The sequence below is a fragment of the Gordonia sp. Z-3 genome (assembly GCF_036233855.1).
Classification (GTDB): Bacteria; Actinomycetota; Actinomycetes; order Mycobacteriales; family Mycobacteriaceae; genus Gordonia; species Gordonia tangerina.
Genome location: NZ_JAZARS010000002.1, coordinates 191,339 through 213,744 on the forward strand (window position 1 = coordinate 191,339; position 22,406 = coordinate 213,744).

At 65.9% G+C, this 22,406-nt stretch carries 18 protein-coding genes and 1 pseudogene; 8 read left to right on the top strand and 11 right to left on the bottom strand.

The genetic code is table 11. The annotated features are described in order from the left end of the window. Positions 1 to 61: 61 nt before the first annotated feature. Together pruA and VX037_RS02850 are read left to right on the top strand one after the other, a co-directional pair. Positions 62 to 1,702, top strand: coding sequence for an L-glutamate gamma-semialdehyde dehydrogenase (pruA, locus tag VX037_RS02845; protein ID WP_235725493.1), 1,641 nt, complete (start codon positions 62 to 64; stop codon positions 1,700 to 1,702). Then, positions 1,699 to 2,652, top strand: a complete 954-nt coding sequence (locus VX037_RS02850) for a proline dehydrogenase family protein (RefSeq protein WP_266059864.1) — start codon at positions 1,699 to 1,701, stop codon at positions 2,650 to 2,652. The genes pruA and VX037_RS02850 overlap by 4 nt, the downstream gene beginning before the upstream one ends. A 23-nt stretch (positions 2,653 to 2,675) precedes the next feature. Here VX037_RS02850 and VX037_RS02855 read toward each other — a convergent pair whose 3' ends face one another. Genes VX037_RS02855 through VX037_RS02880 form a run of 6 tightly spaced genes read right to left on the bottom strand, consistent with a single transcriptional unit; the run spans position 2,676 to position 8,096 of the window. Beyond that, a complete protein-coding gene (locus tag VX037_RS02855) occupies positions 2,676 to 3,221 on the bottom strand; it encodes a molybdenum cofactor biosysynthesis protein (RefSeq protein ID WP_235725490.1) in 546 nt (181 codons plus the stop codon). 16 nt (positions 3,222 to 3,237) lie between these two features. Further along, the gene (locus VX037_RS02860) at positions 3,238 to 4,833 is read right to left on the bottom strand and encodes an ATP-binding protein (RefSeq protein ID WP_328713123.1); all 1,596 of its coding nucleotides are present in this window, start codon (positions 4,831 to 4,833) and stop codon (positions 3,238 to 3,240) included. 4 nt (positions 4,834 to 4,837) lie between these two features. After that, positions 4,838 to 5,713, bottom strand: coding sequence for a catechol 1,2-dioxygenase (gene catA / locus VX037_RS02865; protein ID WP_328713125.1), 876 nt, complete (start codon positions 5,711 to 5,713; stop codon positions 4,838 to 4,840). 57 nt (positions 5,714 to 5,770) lie between these two features. Continuing rightward, the gene (gene catC / locus VX037_RS02870; RefSeq protein WP_328713126.1) at positions 5,771 to 6,055 is read right to left on the bottom strand and encodes a muconolactone Delta-isomerase; all 285 of its coding nucleotides are present in this window, start codon (positions 6,053 to 6,055) and stop codon (positions 5,771 to 5,773) included. A gap of 2 nt (positions 6,056 to 6,057) precedes the next feature. Next, complete coding sequence (locus VX037_RS02875) at positions 6,058 to 7,164, bottom strand: mandelate racemase/muconate lactonizing enzyme family protein (RefSeq protein WP_235725485.1); 1,107 nt, start codon at positions 7,162 to 7,164, stop codon at positions 6,058 to 6,060. Next, positions 7,161 to 8,096 (bottom strand): LysR family transcriptional regulator, encoded by a 936-nt coding sequence (locus tag VX037_RS02880; protein WP_328713128.1) that lies wholly within the window; start codon positions 8,094 to 8,096, stop codon positions 7,161 to 7,163. The genes VX037_RS02875 and VX037_RS02880 overlap by 4 nt, the downstream gene beginning before the upstream one ends. A gap of 367 nt (positions 8,097 to 8,463) precedes the next feature. Here VX037_RS02880 and VX037_RS02885 point away from each other — a divergent pair. The 5 genes and pseudogenes from VX037_RS02885 to VX037_RS02905 form a co-directional block, all read left to right on the top strand. Beyond that, positions 8,464 to 8,970, top strand: a pseudogene (locus VX037_RS02885) (Rieske 2Fe-2S domain-containing protein); the annotation flags it as partial. A gap of 47 nt (positions 8,971 to 9,017) precedes the next feature. Then, positions 9,018 to 9,710 (top strand): SRPBCC family protein, encoded by a 693-nt coding sequence (locus VX037_RS02890; RefSeq protein WP_328713242.1) that lies wholly within the window; start codon positions 9,018 to 9,020, stop codon positions 9,708 to 9,710. 130 nt (positions 9,711 to 9,840) lie between these two features. Then, a complete protein-coding gene (gene benB / locus VX037_RS02895; RefSeq protein WP_272492746.1) occupies positions 9,841 to 10,374 on the top strand; it encodes a benzoate 1,2-dioxygenase small subunit in 534 nt (177 codons plus the stop codon). A gap of 12 nt (positions 10,375 to 10,386) precedes the next feature. Further along, positions 10,387 to 13,149 carry a benzoate 1,2-dioxygenase electron transfer component BenC gene (benC, locus tag VX037_RS02900; protein ID WP_328713130.1) on the top strand — a complete coding sequence of 921 codons (2,763 nt, stop codon included), beginning with the start codon at positions 10,387 to 10,389 and terminating at the stop codon, positions 13,147 to 13,149. A 46-nt stretch (positions 13,150 to 13,195) separates the two neighbouring features. Beyond that, positions 13,196 to 15,865, top strand: a complete 2,670-nt coding sequence (locus VX037_RS02905) for a helix-turn-helix transcriptional regulator (RefSeq protein WP_328713132.1) — start codon at positions 13,196 to 13,198, stop codon at positions 15,863 to 15,865. Between the two features lie 336 nt (positions 15,866 to 16,201). Here the strand turns inward: VX037_RS02905 and VX037_RS02910 are convergent, their stop codons facing one another. The 4 genes from VX037_RS02910 to VX037_RS02925 are packed head-to-tail and all read right to left on the bottom strand — an operon-like array spanning position 16,202 to position 19,646. Further along, positions 16,202 to 16,852, bottom strand: a complete 651-nt coding sequence (locus VX037_RS02910) for a 3-oxoacid CoA-transferase subunit B (protein ID WP_235725480.1) — start codon at positions 16,850 to 16,852, stop codon at positions 16,202 to 16,204. Between the two features lie 9 nt (positions 16,853 to 16,861). Then, a complete protein-coding gene (locus VX037_RS02915) occupies positions 16,862 to 17,659 on the bottom strand; it encodes a CoA transferase subunit A (protein WP_235725479.1) in 798 nt (265 codons plus the stop codon). Then, a complete protein-coding gene (gene pcaD / locus VX037_RS02920; RefSeq protein ID WP_328713134.1) occupies positions 17,656 to 18,426 on the bottom strand; it encodes a 3-oxoadipate enol-lactonase in 771 nt (256 codons plus the stop codon). The genes VX037_RS02915 and pcaD overlap by 4 nt, the downstream gene beginning before the upstream one ends. Continuing rightward, positions 18,423 to 19,646: an acetyl-CoA C-acetyltransferase gene (locus VX037_RS02925; protein WP_328713136.1), complete on the bottom strand. Its 1,224-nt coding sequence runs from the start codon at positions 19,644 to 19,646 to the stop codon at positions 18,423 to 18,425. The genes pcaD and VX037_RS02925 overlap by 4 nt, the downstream gene beginning before the upstream one ends. Positions 19,647 to 19,722: 76 nt before the next feature. Between VX037_RS02925 and VX037_RS02930 the strand changes: the two genes are divergently transcribed. Further along, positions 19,723 to 20,613 carry a LysR substrate-binding domain-containing protein gene (locus tag VX037_RS02930; protein ID WP_266059875.1) on the top strand — a complete coding sequence of 297 codons (891 nt, stop codon included), beginning with the start codon at positions 19,723 to 19,725 and terminating at the stop codon, positions 20,611 to 20,613. A 2-nt stretch (positions 20,614 to 20,615) separates the two neighbouring features. Here the strand turns inward: VX037_RS02930 and VX037_RS02935 are convergent, their stop codons facing one another. After that, positions 20,616 to 22,400: a substrate-binding domain-containing protein gene (locus VX037_RS02935; protein WP_442903629.1), complete on the bottom strand. Its 1,785-nt coding sequence runs from the start codon at positions 22,398 to 22,400 to the stop codon at positions 20,616 to 20,618. Positions 22,401 to 22,406 lie beyond the last annotated feature (6 nt).

Below are 22,406 nucleotides of genomic sequence, written 5' to 3' on the forward strand. Positions count from 1 at the left end.
CCGATATCGCGTTGGCCGATGAGCCATGTCCTCGTCGCCGCACACGCGGTGAAGTAAGCACATGGATGCCGTCACCAGTCCCCCTCGACCGACCAACGAACCGGTACACACCTATGCGCCGGGTAGCGCCGAACGCAGCCTGATCGTCGCCGAACTCGACCGCTGCTCCGCCGCCGACCCGCAGCACCTGCCGCACATCATCGGCGGGCGTGAGTGCTCCGGCACCGGCCCACTCGTCGATGTAGTCCAGCCGCATGCCCACCACGAGGTCCTCGGCACCATCACCAACGCGACCCACGACGACGCCCGCGCGGCGGTCGATGCCGCGCTCGTGGCGGCGCCGCAGTGGGCGTCCACCACATTCGACGAGCGCGCCACCGTACTGCTGCGCGCGGCCGATCTGTTGAGCGGTCCGTGGCGTGAGCGCATCGCCGCGGCAACGATGCTCGGACAGTCGAAATCGGTGCAGCAGGCCGAGATCGACGCACCCTGTGAGCTGATCGACTTCTGGCGATTCAACGTCGCCTTTGCCCGTGAGATCCTTGCCGAGCAACCGATCTCATCACCGGGGGTGTGGAACCGCCTCGACCACCGGCCGCTCGACGGTTTCGTGTATGCCATCACCCCGTTCAACTTCACCGCCATCGCCGGCAACCTGCCGACGGCTCCGATGTTGATGGGCAACACCGTGATCTGGAAACCCTCACCCACCCAGGCATATGCCGCTGCCGAGACGATGGCACTGTTACGTGCCGCCGGACTGCCCGACGGGGTCATCAACCTCGTGCACGGCGACGGGAAGGAACTCTCCGAGGTGGTTCTACCCAACCAGAATCTGGCGGGCATCCACTTCACCGGTTCCACGGCGACATTCCAGCACCTGTGGCGCGAGGTGGGCGGCCACATCGACCGCTACCGCAACTATCCTCGCATCGTCGGGGAAACCGGCGGCAAGGACTTCATCGTCGCCCACAGCTCGGCCGACCCGGACGTCGCACGCACCGCCCTGATCCGTGGCGCCTTCGAATATCAGGGGCAGAAGTGTTCGGCCGCCTCACGCGCCTACGTGGCCCGCTCGGTGTGGGACCGCATGGGTGATGACTTCCTCACCGAAGCAACAGAACTGACCTATGGAGATGTGCGTGACCTGTCGAACTTCGGTGGCGCGGTCATCGACCGTCGTGCGTTCGCCAAGAGCGTTGCCGCCATAGATCGCGCCAAGACGGTACCCCATCTCACCGTGGCCACCGGTGGCGAATGCGACGACAGCGAAGGCTATTTCGTCCGACCCACCGTTCTGCTGGCAGATGATCCGACCGATGACGCATTCGCCACGGAATACTTCGGTCCCATCCTGGCGGTCCATGTCTTCGACGACGACACGTTCGACGACACCTTGCGCCTGGTGGATACGACCGCCAAGTATGCGCTGACCGGCGCAGTGATCGCCACCGACCTCGACGCCATCGCGAACGCGTCCGGCGTCTTGCGGCAGGCGGCGGGCAATTTCTACATCAATGACAAACCGACCGGGGCCGTCGTCGGCCAGCAACCCTTTGGAGGCGCCCGCGGATCGGGAACCAACGACAAGGCCGGCTCCAAGGCGAACCTGATGCGGTGGACCTCCACCCGCACCATCAAGGAGACCTTCGTGCCACCGACCGCATCGTCGTATCCGCACATGCGCAGCGATCTGTCATGAGTCTGTTCGACGCCACCCTGCGACCGATGATCCTCGCGGCCGCCGGCAGCAACCGGATCCGGGAGACCGCACAGCGGACGGCGATGACCCGGCAGGTGGTCGAGCGGTTTGTTCCCGGGGAGACGCAGGCCGACGTCCTCGCCGCAATTCACGGGTCGCTCGATGCGGGACTCGCGGTCAGCGTCGACTTCCTGGGTGAGGACACCACCGACGACGCGCAGGCCACGGCCACTGTCGAGGCCTACCTCGACCTCATCACAGCGATGGGGCGGCTTTCCCTGGCCGGGACCGCAACCACTGCCCTGGAGGTGTCGGTGAAACTCACCGCGCTGGGCCAATCCCTGTCCGACCACGGCGCCAAGATCGCCGAGGAGAACGCCCGTAGGATCGCCGCCGCGGCACACGACGCGGGTGTGCTGGTCACCATCGACGCCGAGGATCACACGGGCGTGGAGACACGTCTCGGCATCGTCCGCAGCCTGCGCAGTGATTTCCCAGAAGTCGGCACCGTCCTACAGGCATACCTGCGCCGCACCGAGGACGACTGTGTCGAGTTCGCCAGATCGGGTGCGCGGATCCGGCTGTGCAAGGGCGCCTACGCCGAACCTGCGTCGGTCGCCTATCCGACTCGCGAACTCACCGACGAGTCCTACCTACGCTGCCTGCGAATCCTCATGAAGGGCGACGGGTATCCGATGGTCGCCAGCCATGATCCGGTCATCATCGACGCGGCGCAGACGATGGCCGATGAACTCGAACGTACCCCGGACTCGTGGGAACACCAGATGCTCTACGGAATTCGCTCCGATGAACAGAAGCGGCTGGCGGCCACGGGTCGTCGTATACGCGTCTACATCCCGTACGGCAGCGAGTGGTACGGATACTTCGTTCGCCGACTCGCCGAGAAGCCGGCCAATCTCGGATTCTTCTTACGCGCGCTGGCCGGCTGATTGCACACAGAGAACCACGGCCATCACCGCAGCGGCTGAGCCCGTTTCACCTGATCGGCGGCCCGAGCAGCGTCGAGATCGACATCGGCGGTGAGGACGGCCGGACCCACGTGCAGAACACCTGAGGTCAGCGGTTGCGTCCGCAGGCCGCCGCGACCGATCAGCGCCTTGCGCACCCCTTCTCCGGCAACGGTGTCCATCCAGGAACACGGGTGTGCCGGGCGGCCGCCACGGAAGCGAATCGGGCCGCTCCCGGAGTTGATGGTGAACTCGTGTGCTCGCAACGGGTCGAGTTCGAGGCCGCGTACCACCACATTGCGTCGCGCCACTGAGGGGTCGACGTCTCCGGCGGCGGCCTGCCACGCCTCGAGTGCGAGAAAGGTGACCGCGGCCTCGGTGTGCGCACGGACGCCGAAGAAGCGATCGCCGCGAATTCCCTTGTCTGCGACGATCTCCACTTGTTCTGGCGTTGACGTCTGCACCAGCACGGCCGGACCGTCCTTCGGTCTGCCGAAGTACGCGTGGGCCGGTGAGACCAACAGCGAGACGATCTCGAAAGAGTACTCCACGCCCTCGAGAGTAGAGTCAACCGCGCTCGCGCGCCGAGACGTAGTGCAGCCCGCGGAACACCGCACTGCTCGCGAACACCGACGCATCGAGTTCGACCTCGCGGTGCCGCGCCATCCGCAGTGCCAGCCGCAACAGCATCTTGATGTCGCGCGGCGTGATGTCGGGGAAGCCGCCGACGAGGTCGTCGAGTAGATCCTCGCCGAGCACCACATCGTTGCCGGCCGCGAGGATCTGCCAGATCTCCCGGGCGTGTTTGGGCCCCGGCGGCTGATACTCGATGACAGCGGCACAGCGCGCCAGGATCGCCTCGTCGACACCGTCGACGCGATTGGTCGTCAGGAACAGCAAACCGTCGAAATACTCCAGAGTGCGCAGGAATTCGGCGACTATGGCGTTCTGCGCCAGATCCAGGCCGCGCTCCATCACGAACACGTCCGCCTCGTCGAGCAGCAGCACCGCATCCCAGCGCTTGGTCCGGTCGAAGATCACCTCGAGATTCTTGCGCACGAGTTCGGCGGTGGTGCCGAGTGAGCCGGAATGGATCGAGTACAGCGGGCGCTCCGTCACCTCTGCGTACACCTCGGCGGTGAGCGTCTTCCCCACGCCCGGTCGCCCCTTGGCCAGGATCACGTTACCGGCCGACTTGCCATCGATGATGTCTCCGGTGAACACCGAGATGTCTGTGGTCAAGATGTTCAACAGTTCCCGCTGCTCGTCGGGCAACACCAGCTTGTCCTGCAGATGCACATCGTAGACATAGGTATCCAGGTCGGCGGTGTTGACGTCCAGGAAATCCTGCGCCCCGAGATCGAAGACGCGCACTGCTGTGATGACCGGTACCGGACCGTAGTCGGTGCCGGACTCGTCGTCACCGAACAGGATCGACGGCGCGACCATCCGCAGGGCGGCGATCTCGCCCGGCGCGACGTCCTGGATCACCTTGCGGTTGTCGCGTTTGTTCGGTGCACGGTAGTCGTCGGTGCGGATCACCCGGCCGGTGAACCGGAACTGGGTGCCGAACCCGGTGTCGATCACCTCGTGGTATCGGTCGCGCCGAATCTCATACGCCGCCTTGAGCTCCGGCGTCTCCTTGTAGGCCCCGCCGGCGGCCAGGACATCGGCAGGTACCTTGCCGACCACCTCGGTCTCCTCGAACACCAGCAGCCGGGGTGCACGCGACGGGCGCTTGACCGTCGCGTTGTCGGCCTCCATCGTCACCTTGATGCGCGGCCCGTGGGTGCGGTCGGCGTGCTCCAGGGTGATGTCGGTGACCAGATACGGATGCAGATGTCCGTCGGATTCCCGCACATAAAGCCAGCCGTCGATCATGTCCGCACGCAGGAAACTGCGGAAGATCTCGGTGGCGGCGTCGATGTGCGGGATCACCGGGAACCTACCGGCGCGGGCCGACTGGATCGCATTGACCGCGCGGGCGAAGGACTCCGCCCCGTGTGCCTGCGCGGTCTCGGCCAGGTCGGCCAGCGCCGCGTCGGTCAGATCCCGATCGGCGATCGCCAATTCCGCGGACCGCCACGACTGAGCCTGGTGTCGCACGCCGGCGAGGTCAGCGCAGGACGTGGCACCGACCACCGCGGTGGGTGCGACGAGCATCCGTTCAGCGCTCGGGGTCGAGGACGAAGTCGTAGTCCACCACGACGCCTTCGCCGTTGGGGTTCTCCCTCGGATCCAGCATGAGTTCGGGCTTGACCGCCGACGCGATGTCGTCGTCATTGTGCGGATCACCGGGGAAGTACAGCTGGGTGGTGATCAGCTCATGGCCGGGTGCGCTCACCTTGAAGTGTAGGTGGGCCGGGCGCCAGGCGTGCCACCCGGCGGCCGCGATGAGCTGGCCGCACGCACCATCGGTCGGGATCTGGTAGGGCGCCGGACGCAGCGAGTGGATCTCGAATCGGCCGTCCTCGTTGACAGTCCAGGTACCGCGCAGATTCCACTCCGGCAAGCCCGGGGCGAACTGGGAGTAGAAGCCGAGGTCGTCGGCATGCCACAGTTCGACTTTGGCGCCGGTGAGCGGAGTGCCGTCGACGGCCCGCACCTGGCCCGCGAACACGAGTGGCGTGCCCGGTTCGTCGTCGCGCATCGGGATGGTGCCGTTCCACTCCAATTCCGGTGAGCCGTCCAGATAGTAGGGCCCCTCGATGGTGCCCTTGCTGCCCTCTCGGTGCTCGCTGGCGACCTCCTCGACGGAGTGCTCGAGCCAGACGTCGAGGAACAGCGGCCATTCGCCGTCCTCGCCGACCTTGATCAGCCACGCCTTGAGTGCGTTGTACTCGGCGTAGCTGACCTTGTCCTCGAGGATGATGTCGTTGAGGCCCTTGATGACCTTGGAGGCCAGGTAGTCGACGCGGGCGGTGTCGACGACACCCTCGCGGGTACCCGCCGATGCCATCCGTTCGCGGAATCGCGCCGAAGCGTTGGCGCCGGATTCGGCGGCCTTGGCGGTGACCTCGGCGTCAAAGCTGATGTCGGTCATGGGTCGTGCTCCTTCTTGATCGGCCGGTGGGCTGACGCATGCGGAATGAGGGCCGTCTCAGCCCGCTGCGATATCCGAGGGGTGGGTGGCCAGCGGGGTCACCGCGATGTCCATGTAGGCGAACAGCGGGAGCCCGGAGAGGATCTCGTGCAGTTCGTCGTTGTCGGTCACGTCGAAGATCGAGTAATTGGAGTACTCGCCGACGATCCGCCAGATGTGCGGCCATTTACCGCTGCGCTGTAGATCCTGCGAGTACCTCTTCTCGCGTGCCACGATCTCTGCGCGCACGTCGGGATCGAGGTTCCCGGGGATGTGGACATCCATCCGTACGTGGAACAACATCGTCAACTCCGATCGGTTCGATAGTGGGCGAGTTTGTCCGGATCGATCTCGATCCCGATTCCGGCGGAGGCGCACCGGTGCAGGTGGCCGTCACTGATCTGCAGCGGATGCGCCAGCAGGTCATCGGTCATGTCCAGAAAGTTCGACAGCTCACCGGCATTGCGCGAGGTCGATTCGAACGCCGTCCCGAATGCCAGCGCGCAGGCCGTGCCGACCTGACCGTCGATCTGATTGCCGATCACGACCTCGAGTCCGAGTCCTTCAGCGAGATGATGGACGCGGCGAGACGCGGTGAAGCCGGTGCGAGCGGTCTTGATGCTGATGGCGGTGGCGGCTCCCGCGAGGATTTCCCGCGTGACATCGGCGGCAGTCGGCACCGACTCGTCGGCGATGAACGGCACATCGAGCTGCCCGACCAGCCATCGCCGGCCGATCACGTCGTCGGCCGGACACAGTTCCTCGGCGAACAGCAAACCGAGGTCGGCCATCTCCTTCATCGCCCGCGCCGACTCCGACGCCGTCCAGCCGCGATTGCCATCCACGTAGAGATCGACATCGGCACCAAATCGGTCGCGTAGAGCGCGCACCACCGCGGTGTCGAGGTGTACCGGCCGACGCCCCACCTTCACTTTGAAGGTGGTGATGCCGTAGGTATCGCGCATCTTCTCGGCCTCGGCGACCATGGTGGCCGGGTCGTCGAAACCCAGCATGTGACTGACGCGCATGCGGTCGGTGTAGCCGCCGAGCAACTCGGCCACCGGTAGTCCCAGCGACTTTCCCAGTGCATCCCAGATCGCCATGTCCACTGCAGATTTCGCTGTGGGGTTACCCACGGTTCGGGCGAGCCGGCCGGTCACCACCTCACGCTCGAGCAGGGTCAGACCGATCACCTGCGGTGCGAACACCTTGTCGATCACCGCGACGATCCCGTCCTGAGTCTCGCCGTAGGTGAATGGGCGCGGTGGAGCTTCGGCGACCCCCACGATGCCGTCGTCGGTGTGCACCCGCACCAGCACATGTTCGGCGATATGCACTTCGCCGGAAGCGAACCGCAATGGTTTCGAATACGGGATGGCGAATGGTATCGCCTCCACTGCAGTGATCTTCATAGCTGTTCTCCAACGTAGGTGTCGTTCGGGGAGCGACGGGGCACGACCGAGTCCGCGGCGAATGCCGCCGCGATGACCTCGGCTACGCTGTGCACCACCGGGTTGTCCTGGTCGCCACGCCAGGCGAGGGCGAGTTCGACGCTGCCGGCGTCCACCAGGTCGCGAATGACCAACCCTTCCAGCGGAAGTGATCGCACCGACGCCGGCACCACCGCGACGCCCATCCCGGCGGCCACCAGCGCGAGCAGCACCGCCGTGCCCGGCGCCCGGTGCGCGCGGTGTGGCACGAAACCCGCGCGGTGGCAAGTGCGGACCGCCGCATCGTTGACCGCGGAGTCCTGGCTGTCGTACATCACGAACATCTCGTTGCGCAGATCCTCCACGGCGACCACCGGTTCCACCGCGAGGCGATGGTCCACCGACACCGCGAGCACCATCGGTTCCACGTCGATCAAACGCATGGCGATACCGTCGCCCACCACCGGCGGCCGTAGCACGCCGAGGTCGATGGACAGAGCACGCAGGCTGTCGCACTGCACCGGCGTCAGCATGTCGGATTGGATGTGCAGGTCGACATCCGGCAACTCCCGCTTGACCACCCGCGCGATGCGAGGAAGGTGGGAGAACGCGGCGATGCCCGTCAGACCCAACCGGATGACGCCACTGCGTCCCGCGGCGATGCGCCGGACACCTTCGACGGCATCGTCGACACCCGCGAGGATTCGTGCCGCCTCCCCCTGCAGATACTCGCCAGCGGGTGTCAGCGACACCTGCCGGGTGGTGCGTGTGAACAGGGTGACGTCGAGTTCGGACTCGAGTTGGCGAATGGCATACGACAGAGCCGGCTGAGCCACGTGCAGCTGGGTTGCCGCCTGCCCGAAGTGGCAGGTGTCGGCGACCGCTGCAAAGTAGCGAAGATGCCGTAGCTCCATGTCGTGCGACTCTCTGTCTCTCTCACCATTGAAAGTGGTCCGCTGTGATCGGCACCACGTCTGATCCCAACGGTAGGCCGTCGATCCATACCAGACAAGAACATGATTTCCCGTTATTCATGAATGGCATCGATCAATAGGATGCTGGGTCAGGACTGGCAATGTTCCCGGTGTGACAGAGGCCACGCGATGCGAGAGTGCAGAGGACAGCCCACACTCTTGGAGGTAGGACATGACCGCGTCGATCACCGACAACCTGCAGCATGTGCACTCGGTTCTCACCGATGCCGTCATCGACGACCGCGAAGCCGGCATCTACCGGGCCAACCGCCGTATCTTCACCGACGAGGACATCTTCGAACTGGAGATGAAACACATCTTCGAAGGCAACTGGATCTACCTGGCGCACGAGAGTCAGGTGCCCAACCCGGGCGACTACTTCACCACCTACATCGGCCGGCAACCGGTGATGATCACGCGCGACAAGAACGGCGAGCTGCACTGCCTGATCAATGCGTGCGCGCACCGGGGCGCGATGATCTGTCGGCGCAAGACAGACAATCGGATGACTCTCACCTGCCCCTTCCACGGCTGGACCTTCCGCAACGACGGCACGTTGCTCAAGGTGAAGGACCCCGACGATGCGGGCTACCCGGACACGTTCAATGTCAACGGCTCGCACAACCTCACCAAGGTCGCACGCTTCGACAACTATCGCGGGTTCCTGTTCGGCAGCCTCAACGACGATGTGCAGTCGCTCGACGATCACCTCGGCGACACCCGGCTGATCATCGACATGCTGGTCGACCAGTCTCCCGAGGGCCTCGAGGTGCTGCGCGGTGCCTCCACCTATACCTACGACGGCAACTGGAAGGTGCAGGCGGAGAACGGCGCCGACGGCTACCACGTCACCGCGACACACTGGAACTACGCGGCTACCACCTCGCGACGCTCCACCGGCGAGTCGAAGAACGACACCAAGGCACTCGACGCGGGTGGCTGGGGCAAATCCGGTGGCGGGTACTGGTCGTACCCGAACGGGCATCTGTGCCTGTGGACGTGGGCGGCCAACCCCAAGACCGGCCTCTCTGGGACAAGATGGATGAGCTCAAGAAGGAGTTCGGAGACGCCAAGGGCGAATTCATGGTGAAGGGCTCACGCAACCTCTGCCTGTACCCGAACGTATATCTGATGGATCAGTTCTCCACTCAGATCCGTCACTTCCGGCCGATTGCGCCGGACAAGACCGAGGTCACCATCTACTGCATCGCCCCGAAGGGAGAGAGCGATGCCGCCCGCTCCCACCGGATTCGGCAGTACGAGGACTTCTTCAACGCCTCGGGTATGGCGACGCCCGACGATCTCGAGGAGTTCCGTTCCTGCCAGCTCACCTTCCGCGCGCAGGCCGCGCCGTGGAACGACATGAGCCGCGGTGCCGAGCACTGGCTCAGTGGCCCCGATCCCGTCGCGGAAACCCTCGGCATGACCGGTGTCATCTCCGCAGGAGTCAGGAACGAGGACGAAGGCCTGTATCCCGTCCAGCACGGCTACTGGCTGGAGACAATGCGCAAGGCGGCCGCCCAGGAAGAGAACAGTCCTTCGGCGGTCGAGTAGCCCGAGGCGCTAGCCGAGGGCGTATCGAGACCCCGCCCCATCCCGCCGGTCGAGTAGCCCGAGGCGCTAGCCGAGGGCGTATCGAGACCCCGGCGACCTGACCCGCCAAACTCCGAACAGGACCCACCCCATGACGTCCACCCAGCCCGAAACCTCCACCACCACTGGAGAAAAGCTCATCACCCAGAACATGATCGAGCAGTTCCTCTACCGCGAGGCCCGGTACCTCGACGACCGCGAGTTCGAGAAATGGCTCGACTGCTACGCCGACGACGTCGTCTACTGGATGCCGTCGTGGGACGACGCCGACCGTCTGACCGAGAATCCACAGCGCGAGATCTCGCTGATCTACTACGGCAACAAGGGCGGCCTCGAGGACCGGGTGTTCCGCATTCGCACCGAACGGTCGTCGGCCACCTCACTGCCGGAGCCGCGGACGAGTCACAACATCACCAATGTCGAGGTGATCGAACGGCGTGGCGACCTTGTCGACGTTCGGTTCAACTGGCACACCATGTATTTCCGGTACAACACCGTCGACCCGTACTACGGGACCTCGTTCTATACCATCGACTTCTCCGGTGAGCAGCCACTCATCCGTCGCAAGACGATCGTGCTGAAGAACGACTACATCCACCATGTGGTGGACGTCTATCACTTCTAGGAATTCGAGCAGATGACTGTCACCACCGACCGAGACCTGTCCGCGCCCACCGGCGCCGACGACCGCACCCACCAGGTCGCGCTGGCCTTCGAGGACGGTGTCACCCGGTTCATCACCTGTCGTGAGGACCAGACCGTCGCCGACGCCTCCTATCGTCAGCGCATCAACATTCCACTCGACTGCCGGGACGGCGCCTGCGGAACGTGCAAGTCGTTCTGCGAATCCGGCGATTACGATGGCGGCACCTACATCGAGGACGCATTGTCAGCCGAGGAGTCCGCCGAGGGCTATGCACTCCCCTGCTGCATGAAGCCCACATCCGATCTGGTGCTGCAGATCCCGGCGACCTCCGACATCGCCAAGACCCAGGCCTCGACGTTCACCGGTACGGTCGTCGAGATCGAACGCCTGTCCGAGTCGACGGTGCGGCTGGTAATCGAAATCGCCAACCGCGGCGATCTGGCCTTCCTCCCGGGCCAATACGTGAACATCGCCGTACCCGGCACCGACGACGGCCAGGGCGAACTGCTCACGCGCTCCTACTCGTTCGCCAACGGACCCCATGAAGAACGCCTGGTCTTCCTGGTGAAGCTGACGCCGGGCGGAGCAATGTCGACGTACCTGACCGAACGCGCCACCCGCGGGGAGTCGATCACCTTCACCGGACCGCATGGTTCCTTCTTTCTGCGCGAGGCCGCCCGACCGGTGCTGCTGTTGGCCGGCGGTACCGGGTTGGCACCCATTCTGTCGATGTTGCGCAAGTTGCAGGACGACGACAGTCGTCGCAAGGTACACCTCATCTACGGTGTGTCCACCGACACCGATCTGGTGGCATTCGACGAGATCGAGTACTTCGCCCGCGAATTGCCCGGATTCACCTGGGACCACTGCGTTTCCGACCCGGACAGCACCGCTCCCAACAAGGGCTATGTGATGAGTCTTATCTCTCCGGACCACCTCTACGACGGTGACGTTGCGATCTACCTGTGCGGACCCCCACCGATGGTCGAGTCGGTCCGCACCCACGTGGCCGACGCCGGCATCGATCCGACCGGTTTCTATTACGAAAAGTTCGCGCTCGCGGTTCCGTCGGCATCCACCACTTCGGTCGCCCAAACTCCGGCAACCGACGTGGCACAGACTGCGATCACCGTCGAGGACAGCGTGATCCCCACGGGCGATGCACGCGCGATCGCCGGACAGATCACCTTGCCGGCGGTCGAGCTCTCGCCGTGGTGGGGGCCGGTTGCCGAATCCACCGACGACGACAGCCGATTCCGCATCGCGGGCCAGCAGGTGTGGCGTTCCACCGGGAACAACGCGGATATCGACCCCGACGATGGTCGACTCATCTTCGTCGACGCGCGGGGCATCGCGGGCCACGAGGTGTTCGTCCCCAGCGTCATCGAGCCGCTCTCGGTACCCGAAACGAGTTCGGCGTCAGCGGTGGCCGACGACACGCCGGCGGTCGGCACTCCCGGCACCACGACGATCACGCCCGAGGGCTACCAGATCGGCGAGGAGCATCCGGAGATCCACGAGTCCGACGCGCTCTTCGAGGCTAGGGCCGCACTCGAACTCGGCGCTTTGGAACTGACTTTCGGACGACTGACCAGTCAACAGCTCGCCGGGTACCGACTTCTGGCAGAGACCACGTTGCCGTTCGTAGACGGCGATCGATTCGTCGATGCCGCCGAGTACACCGAGACCAATGCCAACTTCCACGACTACCTGTTCAGCCTGACCGGCAACACTCATCTCCTCGACGCATATCAGGCTCTGGGCGTGAAAGGACGTATGAGTGAGGTGCTGCGCAACGCCACCTGGTGTCATCCGCTGTGTGCCCGCGACCACGTCGACATCGTCGCCGCCTTCGAGTCGGGCGACCGCGACGCCGCGCGGGCTCTGATCGCCGCGCACGCCGACCGCTCCAAGCAGACCATGCGGCGTGCGATGGCCGACGAGATGGCCGCTCGTCGGCCGCGTTTCGTCACCCCCGGTCGTTTCGCCGGCAAGGTCGTCGTGGTGACCGGCGCCGCGCAGGGCATCGGCGCGGCCACCGCGCGCCGCATCAGCGCCGAGGGCGGCAAACTGGTGCTGGCAGACCGGTCGGACCTGGTGGCCGAGTTGGCCGACGAACTGACCGCGTCCGGCGCCGCCGCCGTACCCGCGATCGCCGACCTCGAGGATTTCGGTGGCGCGGAAGCGGTGATGTCCTCGGCGCTCACGGCCTTCGACCGGGTCGACGTGCTGATCAACAACGTCGGGGGCGCCATCAATTTCAAGCCGTTCACCGAGTTCACCGACGGCGAGATCCGCGCAGAGATCGACCGTTCACTGATGACGACGCTGTTCGCGTGCCGGGCGGTATTGCCGTCGATGGTGGCCCACGGCGGCGGCGTCATCGTGAACGTGTCGTCGGCGGCCACCCGCGGTATCAACCGCATTCCATACTCCGCGGCAAAGGGCGGCATCAACGCGATCACCGCCTCGCTGGCGATGGAGTATGCGGAGTCGGGCATCCGGGTGGTCGCCAGCGCGCCGGGTGGCACCGAGGCACCACCGCGCCGGGTATCGCGCGGCACTCCGACGCCGGCCAATGCGACCGAACAGGACTGGTTCCAAGCGCACATCGACCAGACGTTGTCGTCGTCGTTGCTCAACCGCTATGGCACACTCGATGAGCAGGCTGCGGCGATCTGCTTCCTGGCCTCCGACGAGGCCTCCTACATCACCGGCACGGTGCTGCCGGTCGCGGGTGGAGATCTGGGCTGACGGTGTTCGGCACCGCGGGACCCCGGTTCGGACATACGATGGGGCGATGATGGTCGTCGCCGCCTGCGTCGGGCGGGAGCAGGAGATCGCGACCATCCTCGCCCGCAGCCACGCCGCCCGCCGGACCGAGTTCATGACGATCATCGGCGAGCGGGGCATCGGCAAGTCGACCTTGCTCACCCATCTTGCGAACCGGCACAACGAGTCTGCGGACACCGCACGCACGCTGTACGCGCAGGCGTCGGCTTCCGATCACCAGTCCGCGGGTGGTGTGCTGCGTCAGCTCACCCAGTCGTCCGACGCCAGCAGGGCGGCACTGGCCGACGTGCTCGGTGACCTCGACGCGCCCACCCTCATCACGATCGACGACGCCGAGTTCGTAGACGAGGAGTCGATGCAGACGTTGCTCGCGGTCATCCGCGAACAGCGTGATCATCCGACGCTGGTGGTGATGTCGATGACGCCGTCCACTATCGGCCGACCGCCCGGTCTCCTCGCCGACGAGCTGCGACTTGGTGGTATCGCTGCTTCCGCAGTGGCCGAACTCGCAGCGCAGCGAGGAATCGTGCTGCACCCGGCGATGCTCGAGAGCCTCACCCGCCACACCGGCGGGAATCCTCGGCACATCGTGTCCCTGCTCGATGAGCTGCCTGCCGGGACGTGGTCACGCACCGGGATCGCGCTGCCGGCACCGAGTTATTTGGTCGACGACGTCCGAACGCGGCTGCACAAATGCTCGGCGCCCGCACGTGCGCTGGTGGAGTCGCTGATGATCGTCGATGAAGGCGAACCGCTCTCGACGGCGGTCACGCTCGCCGGACTCGACGCCCCGCTGGCGGCGCTCGACGAAGCCGGCGACAGTGGGCTCATCACCCTCGGGGCGGCGCTGACACCCGCCGACGCACAACCGCGACCAACCGATCCGCTCATCCGTGCGGCAGTGCTCGAGATCATGGGGATGGAGGCCGTCGGTGCCGCACACCGACGCGCAGCCGAGTTGGTGAGCGACCCGGCACGTCGGATGCATCATCAGGTGTCCGCCACCCCGACAACCGATCCCGAACTGGCGAATGACCTCGATGACCTTGCGCGTCGTCGCTCTGCCGACGGCGCCTGGGCCGAAGCGGCCGGATTGTTCCGCCAAGCGGCCCGACTCACGTCCGACCCGGTCCCGCGTGACACCCGCGTCACCCTCGCGGTTGACGCCCTGCTCGCCGCAGGCGACTGTGTTGGCGCGGCAGCATTGGTACCCCTGGTGGAGAGCCTGCGTGAAACCCCCTTGCGCAACGCGACTCTCGCCTATCTGGCAATCCTCCGCGGTCGAGCCGCAGAAGCCCGGGTTCGTCTGGATCGCGCATGGGACATCGTCAACTTCGACCGTGAACCAGACATCGCCGCCCTGATCGCCCAGCGTTACGTTCTTCACAACCTGGTCCGCTGTCAGGGCGACGAACTCGTCGAATGGGCCGACCGGGCAATCACCATGGCGGGCAGCCAATCCCCGGCCGGGGTCGAGGCTGCGGTGATTCGCGGTCTGGGCCTGGCACGGTCGGGGCGACCGGCCGAGGCGACGGCCGAGTACGCCGATCTCACCGATCGGATCCGGTTCGGGGCGCAAGCGCAGCGGGCCACCATGGGTCGCGGCTGGCTTCAGTTGGGTCTCGACGATGTCGGGGCCGCGCGTAGCAATCTGGAGACTGCGGTCTCGATGGCAACACTCGGTGGTTCCACCCGCATCTCGTTGTGGGCACTGGCGTGGCTGGCGCGCACACAATTCCTCACCGGCGACTGGGAAAGCGCCCTGCACAACGTCGAGCAGGGTCGAGCACTGGCCCGCAGCAGCGGTATCGAGCTCGCGAGTCCGCTGTTGAACTGGACCGCAACCGCCATCCATTCGCTGCGCGGCGATTGGCCCAACGCCGAGCTCAGCGTTGCCGACGCCGCCACCAGCGTCGGCGACTACGAGATCATGCGTATTCCAGAGCTGTTGGCCCGGGCACAGATCGCCGAAGCCGCTGCCGACTACGAGAAGGTGCGACGCATCCTGGAACCGTTGGTGACGATGGCCGCCGACGTGCCCGGCCTGGCTGAGCCCGGCTGGTGGCCGTGGGTCGACGTGCTGGCCAACGCCCTGGTCATCGGCGGCGAACTCGAATCCGCCGATGCTCTGCTGACGCCCTACGAGACGCTCGCCGAGCAGCGCGGGCATCGGTCGGCGAGTGCGCGACTGAAGTACGCGCGCGGACGGTATCTCGGCGCCATCGGCGACATCCACCAGGCCAAACGCGCCTTCTCCGAAGCACTCGAACTGCTCGACGGCCTGCCGTTGCGATACGACCGCGCCCGGGTCAACTTCGCGTACGGCCAGACCTTGCGCCGAGCCGGGAAGCGACGCGCGGCCGACGCTGTGATCGGTACCGCCCGGGAACTGTTCGTCTCGCTTGGCGCGACCACCTACGTCGAGCGTTGCGAGCGAGAACTCAAGGCGGGCGGGCTGAATGTCAGCCGCGGCGAACGCGGTGATGTGGAACTGACGCCACAGGAGGAGGCGGTCACCGCACTCGTTGCGCGCGGACTGTCCAACCGGGAGGTGGCCGCGGAACTGTTCATCTCACCAAAGACCGTGCAATACCACCTGACCCGGATCTATGCGAAGCTCGGCGTACGCTCCCGATCCGAGCTCGCCGCGTTGCGCCGGCAGTCGACCGCAGAGTGAGCCAGCGGCTCGAGAGCCCGAGCCGGTGGTCGAGTAGTCCACGACCCACACAATCGCTGGTCGAGTAGTCGACGAGCCGCTAGGCGAGTCGATGTATCGAGACCGAGTCACCCCACCTGGCCTCGATACGCTGCCTCGCCTAGCGGCTCGGTAGCTACTCGACCAGCGACGAAACCGCTCAGTAGCTATCCTTGGATCGAGTCGGCACTGAGCCTGCGACAGGTCGGCTCGAGATCCGCCCAACCAATGGACGATTAGTCCACCATCCGCCCAACCGATGGTCGACGTATCGAGATCGACGAGCGACAGAACCACTCGACCAATGGGCCGCACGGCTCAGTTGACCAGAGCAGAGGTCCGATCAGTGAGTGGGGCACCGGTTTTGGCCTGCGCATCGGCGAGCGTCACGTCCGGCGCCAGCTCGGTGACATCGAAACCCGAACCGGTCACGTCGAATACGCCGAGATCGGTGATCACCCGGCTGACGACCGACCGTCCGGTGAGGGGCAGCGAGCATTCGGCCACCAGTTTGGGGTCGCCCTTCTTGGTGGTGTGTTCCATCAGGACGATGACCTGACCGGCCCCGTTGACCAGGTCCATGGCGCCGCCGATGCCCTTGACCATGGCGCCGGGCACCATCCAGTTCGCGAGGTCGCCGTTGGCGGCCACCTGCATCCCGCCGAGTACCGCGACGTCAACGTGTCCACCGCGGATCATCGCGAAACTCGTTGCGGAGTCGAAGAAGGAGGCGCCCGGTAGGACGGTCACGGTCTGCTTCCCGGCGTTGATGAGATCCGGATCGACCTGGTCCTCGTAAGGGTACGGTCCGACGCCGAGGATGCCGTTCTCCGCGTGCAAGGTGATGCCGGAGTCATCCGGCAGATGATCGGGAATCATCGTGGGAAGCCCGATTCCGAGGTTCACATAGTCCCCGCGGCGCAGCTCTCGGGCGGCCCGCGCGGCCATGTCGTTGCGTGTCCAGGTCATGGTTGTCTCCTAGGTGAGTGCCGGCTCGGCGTCTGCGGCGCTCGGCCGTACACGAGTGGTGCGCTGCTCGATCTCTTTGCGGGCGGCCTGTTCCGGGGTCAGTTCGACGACCCGCTTGACGAAGATGCCTGGCAGATGGATGTCTTCGGGTGCGAGTTCGCCCACCTCGACGACCTTCTCGGCCTCGACTATGGTGGTGCGTCCCGACATGGCGGCGGGAGGGTTGAAGTTTCGTGCGGCCGCATGGAATTTGCAGTTTCCTGCCTTGTCCACCACCGCGGCCCGGATCAACGCATAGTCGGTGACGATGGCTTCCTCGAGCACCATGTCCTGACCGTTGAAGGTCCGCACCTCCTTCGACGGCGACGCCAACGCGACGCTTCCGTCGGGGTGGTAGCGCCACGGCAACCCACCCTCGGCGACCAGGGTGCCCACACCCGTCGGGGTGTAGAAGGCGCCGATGCCACTGCCGCCGGCACGCATGCGCTCGGCCAGAGTGCCCTGCGGGGTGAGTTCCACAGTCACCTCGCCGGCCAGGAACTGCCGCCCGAACTCCTTGTTCTCACCGATGTAGGAGGCGATGACCTTGTCGATCTTGCGGGCTTCCAACAGAAGTCCGAGACCGGCCCCGTCCACTCCGCAATTGTTCGACACGATGGTGAGGTTGCCGGCGCCCTGCTCGAGGAGTGCCTCGATCAAGAACCAGGGGATGCCGGCGAGTCCGAAGCCTCCCACCGCCAGACTTGCTCCGTCGGGGATGTCGGCGACGGATTCCGCCGCCGATGCGGCCAGTTTGTCGATGCTCATGCCTGCTCCAGGTGTTCGATGAGTGCGGGAGTGATGATCTCGGGTTGTTCTGCATTGGCCAGGTGTGCCGACTGCTCGACGACCAGCAACCGGCCGTCCTTCACACTGTCGGCGATCTCGGCCAGTTTCGGCGGCGGAGTGGCCGGGTCGTCGGCGCCCGCGATGGCCAGGGTTGGCGCGCTGATCGTGGCCAGACCACCGCGTTGGTCCATCATCGCGATGGCCTCGCAGCAGCCGGCGTAGCCTTCGGCGGGCGTGGCAGCGACCATGTCCTCGTAATAGCCGGCCGAAGCCGGGTTGGCAGCGAGATATGCCGGAGTGAACCACCGCTGCACCACAGCCTCGGCGACAGCACCGGTCCCGTGCTCGCGCACGGTGGCCGCCCGGTCGGACCACGCCGATGACGGCGTGAGCTGAGCTCCGGTGCACAACAGCACGAGCCGGTCGACCCGCTCCGGATTGCGGGCGGCGAGCCGCATCGCGGTCATCCCGCCGAGCGAGAGTCCCACGATGTGTGCGTGCGTAACCCCGAGCCGATCCAGCAGCGCCACAACGTCGTCGGCGAGATCGTCGATGGTGTACGGCCCTGCCGGTACCGGCGTTTCACCGTGACCGCGGGTGTTGTAGCGCACGACCCGGAACCGTTGTTCGAGCGCCGACAATTGGGCGTCCCACATGTGGTAGGTGGATCCAAGCGAATTGGACAGCACCACAACGGGTCCGTCCGGACGCCCGGTGACGACGTGGTCGACCTCGACGGCGCTCACTCGACCACCTCGAAGATGGCAGCGAGTCCCTGTCCGCCACCGATACACATCGTCTCCAGCACGTGGCGGGCATCGCGGCGGCGGGCCTCGTGCGCGGCGGTGGCCAGAATGCGTGCCCCGGTGGCGCCGATCGGATGTCCCAGTGAGATCCCAGAACCGTTGGGGTTCAGCCGATCGTCCTCGGGGTCGACCTTCCACTCGGCCAGCACGGCGAGCACTTGCGCGGCGAACGCTTCGTTGAGCTCGATCAGGTCGATCTCGTCGAGGGTGAGGCCGGCCCGCTCGAGCGCTGACGCGGTGGCGCTCACCGGCCCGATACCCATCGTCTCTGGCGCACAGCCGGTGACCGCCCACGACCGCAGCGCGAGAACGGGGTCGAGACCACGCCGCTGCGCCTCGTCGCGAGTCGTCACCACGCACATGGCTGCGCCGTCGTTCTGGCCGGACGCGTTTCCGGCGGTGACGGTCGACTCCGGATCGATCTTGCCCCGGATCGCCCGCAGCTCGGCCATGGATTCCACGGTGGCATCGGGGCGGGGATGCTCGTCGCGATCGACCACCACGTCCGGTTTACCTCGTCGCCCGGGTACGGTCACGGGTACGAGCTCCTCGGCGAAGCGGCCTGCCTTGTGCGCGGCGATCGCACGCTCATGTGATCGCACCGCCAGGTGGTCTTGTTCGGCACGCCCGATGCCGTATCGCGCACGGAGATTTTCGGCGGTCTCGATCATGCCACCGGGCACCGGATGGCGCTCACCGCCGGCGGTGAGCCGCCCTCGGTCGAGCCGGTCCATCAGCTCGACGCCGCCTTGACGCACGCCGGTCCGCAGCCCGAGTGCGTAGTGCTCGACATTGGACATCGACTCGGCGCCACCGGCGATCACCAGGCGGGCACCCCCGGTGGCAACCTGAGCTGCGCCGTTGAGCACTGCCTGCAGTCCGGACCCGCAACGCCTGTCCACTTGCATTCCGGGCACTCCGGTGCCGAGGCCCGCGTCGAGCGCCGCGATCCGGCCGATCGCGGGGGATTCACCGTTTGCATATCCCTGCCCCAGCACCACGTCATCGATGTCGCCATCGCCCAGGCCGGTCCGCGTCGCGAGCTCACGCAGCAATCCGGTGGCCAGGTCAGTGACCGTCAAGCGAGCGAGCGCACCCCCCATGCGCCCGACGGGTGTGCGCAGTGGCGAGCAGATGACGATGTCGGTTCCGGAGGTCATACAACTACGATAAGAACCGGCTTCGATATTGAGAAGTATCTATTTCGAGCACAGTGATATGCGTAAAGTCTTAATGATGGAATTGCGCCATCTCCGATATTTCCGCGCGGTCGCCGAGGAACTCCACTTCGGCCGAGCCGCAGAGCGCCTGCACATCGCACAGCCGCCGTTGTCGCAACAGATCCGACAGCTCGAGGCCGAACTCGGGGTGACCCTGCTGGTTCGATCGACCCGCCGGGTGGAACTCACGCCGGCTGGGCACGCCTACCTCGAGCGCGTGGAGTCGATTCTGGACGCGGTCGACGTCGCGGGAATCCAGGCACAGCGAGTCGCCGAAGGTCGGGCGGGCACGCTCGCGGTCGGCTGTGTGGGCTCGGCGACGTACTCACTGCTGCCGCGGCTGGTGCGGGCGCTACGCGAGGAGCTACCCGACCTCGAGGTCAGCGTGCACGGCGAGATGCTGGCCCCGGCTCAGCTGTCGGCGCTGGAGACCGGGGAAATCGACATCGCGCTACTGCGTCCACCGGTGGGTAGCTCCGATCTGGTGGTGGACATCATTCGCCACGACAAACTGTTCGTCGCGGTCCCCGAGGACCTGCCCATCGGCGCCGCCGATGGCGTGCACGCCGAGGACCTGCGTGATGCCGAGTTCATCGCCCACGTCGGTCATGGCCGATCGGTGATGAACGGGGTGCTGGCGACGATCTGCGCCGGAGCCGGATTCGTGCCGCGTATCCGCCACGAGGTGGCCGAGACCTCGACGCTGGTCACGCTGGTGGCTGCCGGGCTCGGTGTCGCCCTGGTTCCCGAACCCACCGCCGCGCTGGGGATCGCCGGTGTGCGCTATCTCCCCCTTCGGCCGGGCGCCCCGACCGTCGAGCTCGCGGTGGCCCGACTCGCCGGTGAGCCGTCGCCGGCGATCGAGCACGCGCTCACCGTCCTACGCCGTGTCGCGGTTGGCTCCTGACTTCAGCGGCCGGCTGCGGCAACGCGCGCCTGGATGGCGTCGACGAACACGTTCTGGATGTCCTCGGGGGTCTCCGCGACGTAGGTCGACCCGCCGGGCGTGGCCTCGGCGATCTGCTCGAGCGCGTCGGTATCGGCGTCATCGGAGATACCGATGGTCAAGATCAACACCGGGCGGGCGGGATCCTCCAGCGACTTCAGCTCCGACAACAACTCGTCGAGGCTGATGCTGTCCGGATCCTCGTTCTGACCATCGGTCATGATGATCACCGAGTTCGAGTAGTTCGGGTCGTAGCTGTTCTGAACCTCTTTGAAGGCCGCGAGGGTTGTGTCGTACAGGCCCGTACCACCGCCGAGCTGCGATGGCGCCAGACCACGCTGCACCGCGCGGCCGAGCTGGTCACGATGCGTTCCGCCGCCGGCCGAGTTCGCGTCGAGACGCTTGATGGGCGACATCCACTTCCAGTCCTGACCGGGACCACCCTTGTCGATACCGAACGCCCACCCCCCGATCGAGGCGTTGTTGGGGAACAGATTCAGCCCGGTCATCGACGCGTCGATGAGCAACTCGGCGCGGGTGGTATCCCCGGCAGGCGCGGCCATCGAACCGGAGGTGTCCTGCACCACCAACGTGCGGATCGGCACGCCGAGCACCTGCCATTGCCGAATGGCCTTGTCGACCTGGGAGGGATCGTCGAGCTGCAGTCGCTGCACCTGCCCCACGCCGGCGTTGTCGGGCAGCGGGTCACCGTCCGGATTCCGGTAGCCGGATTCGTTGAGCGCCGCGAGTCCGTCGTCGGAGGCGAGTCGGTCCATCAGCGCCTGTCCGGCCTCGGCAGCCGTGTCCTGACGGGACGTGCTCGCCGTGTTGACCATCGGATAGTCCAGCATCACGGTTCCGTCTGCCGGCACAGACGCGGTCAGGCCGGCATCACTGTGTGTCCGCATGTACAGCAGATACTGCTGCTCGGTGGTGACCACCGGAACACCCGTGGCGTTCGCGAGGTTCAGCCGGGCGCCGTCGCTGTCGTTCTCCAGACGTGCGTTGTTCTGCTGGACCGCGAGCACCGTCATCGCCGACGTCAACTCGTCCTCGGTCAGTGCGCCCCCGTTGACCTCGGTGAGTGCACCGACGATGGGGGCATCCCCGGTGCTCGTGTCGATTGGGCTGCCGGTACGCAGATCTGGCAGCTTCATCACGTCGACCCAGCTGTTGAGTTCTGGAACGTCCTTGCCGACGACGACTGTCGGCGAGGTGGCGATCGACGGGGAGACCAGATTCAGGTCCCGACGCACCTGGGTCAGGACCCGGCGAGCCTGGATCTGCGAATCGGCCACCCACAGGTCCGGCGCCTGCTCGCCACTGGTGAGCTGCCCGGGAACCTCCGCGCCGGCAACCCCGCTGACCTGATAGTCGAAACATGAATCCGCGGACGCCTGCTGCGCGACCGACTGCAGTGCGCTGGTCATCGCCGGATCGGAGGCGACCGCCACCGTTGTCCGGTCGCCGCAGCCGACCGCGCCGGTTCGCCACAGGACGAACCCGGTGACCAGCGCGACCACCAGGATCAGCGCCGCGATGCCCCAGATCAGGCCCCCGCGGCGACCCGACGATGACCGGCGATGTTCGAAACCGAATCCGTCATCGCCAGATGCGCGGCGCGCAGGCGCGGCAAACGGTCCACTGGCCGACATGTCGATCGGACCGCTGCGTGATGCCGACGGTTCATTCGGCCCGCCCGATCGCGGCGAGCGCGGTTGATCCCCGTCCGAACTATGACGCCCCACGCCGTC

What these genes read in the sequence shown, in the direction of transcription:
- VX037_RS02860 (WP_328713123.1), bottom strand. Translation starts at nt 4,833, where the DNA reads ATGCTCGTCGCACCCACCGCGGTGGTCGGTGCCACGTCCTGCGCTGAC.
- VX037_RS02880 (WP_328713128.1), bottom strand. Translation starts at nt 8,096, where the DNA reads ATGGAGCTACGGCATCTTCGCTACTTTGCAGCGGTCGCCGACACCTGC.
- VX037_RS02915 (WP_235725479.1), bottom strand. Translation starts at nt 17,659, where the DNA reads ATGAGCATCGACAAACTGGCCGCATCGGCGGCGGAATCCGTCGCCGAC.
- benC (WP_328713130.1), top strand. Translation starts at nt 10,387, where the DNA reads ATGACTGTCACCACCGACCGAGACCTGTCCGCGCCCACCGGCGCCGAC.
- catC (WP_328713126.1), bottom strand. Translation starts at nt 6,055, where the DNA reads ATGTTGTTCCACGTACGGATGGATGTCCACATCCCCGGGAACCTCGAT.
- VX037_RS02925 (WP_328713136.1), bottom strand. Translation starts at nt 19,646, where the DNA reads ATGACCTCCGGAACCGACATCGTCATCTGCTCGCCACTGCGCACACCC.
- VX037_RS02910 (WP_235725480.1), bottom strand. Translation starts at nt 16,852, where the DNA reads ATGACCTGGACACGCAACGACATGGCCGCGCGGGCCGCCCGAGAGCTG.
- VX037_RS02875 (WP_235725485.1), bottom strand. Translation starts at nt 7,164, where the DNA reads ATGAAGATCACTGCAGTGGAGGCGATACCATTCGCCATCCCGTATTCG.
- benB (WP_272492746.1), top strand. Translation starts at nt 9,841, where the DNA reads ATGACGTCCACCCAGCCCGAAACCTCCACCACCACTGGAGAAAAGCTC.
- pruA (WP_235725493.1), top strand. Translation starts at nt 62, where the DNA reads ATGGATGCCGTCACCAGTCCCCCTCGACCGACCAACGAACCGGTACAC.
- catA (WP_328713125.1), bottom strand. Translation starts at nt 5,713, where the DNA reads ATGACCGACATCAGCTTTGACGCCGAGGTCACCGCCAAGGCCGCCGAA.
- VX037_RS02930 (WP_266059875.1), top strand. Translation starts at nt 19,723, where the DNA reads ATGGAATTGCGCCATCTCCGATATTTCCGCGCGGTCGCCGAGGAACTC.
- VX037_RS02905 (WP_328713132.1), top strand. Translation starts at nt 13,196, where the DNA reads ATGATGGTCGTCGCCGCCTGCGTCGGGCGGGAGCAGGAGATCGCGACC.
- VX037_RS02850 (WP_266059864.1), top strand. Translation starts at nt 1,699, where the DNA reads ATGAGTCTGTTCGACGCCACCCTGCGACCGATGATCCTCGCGGCCGCC.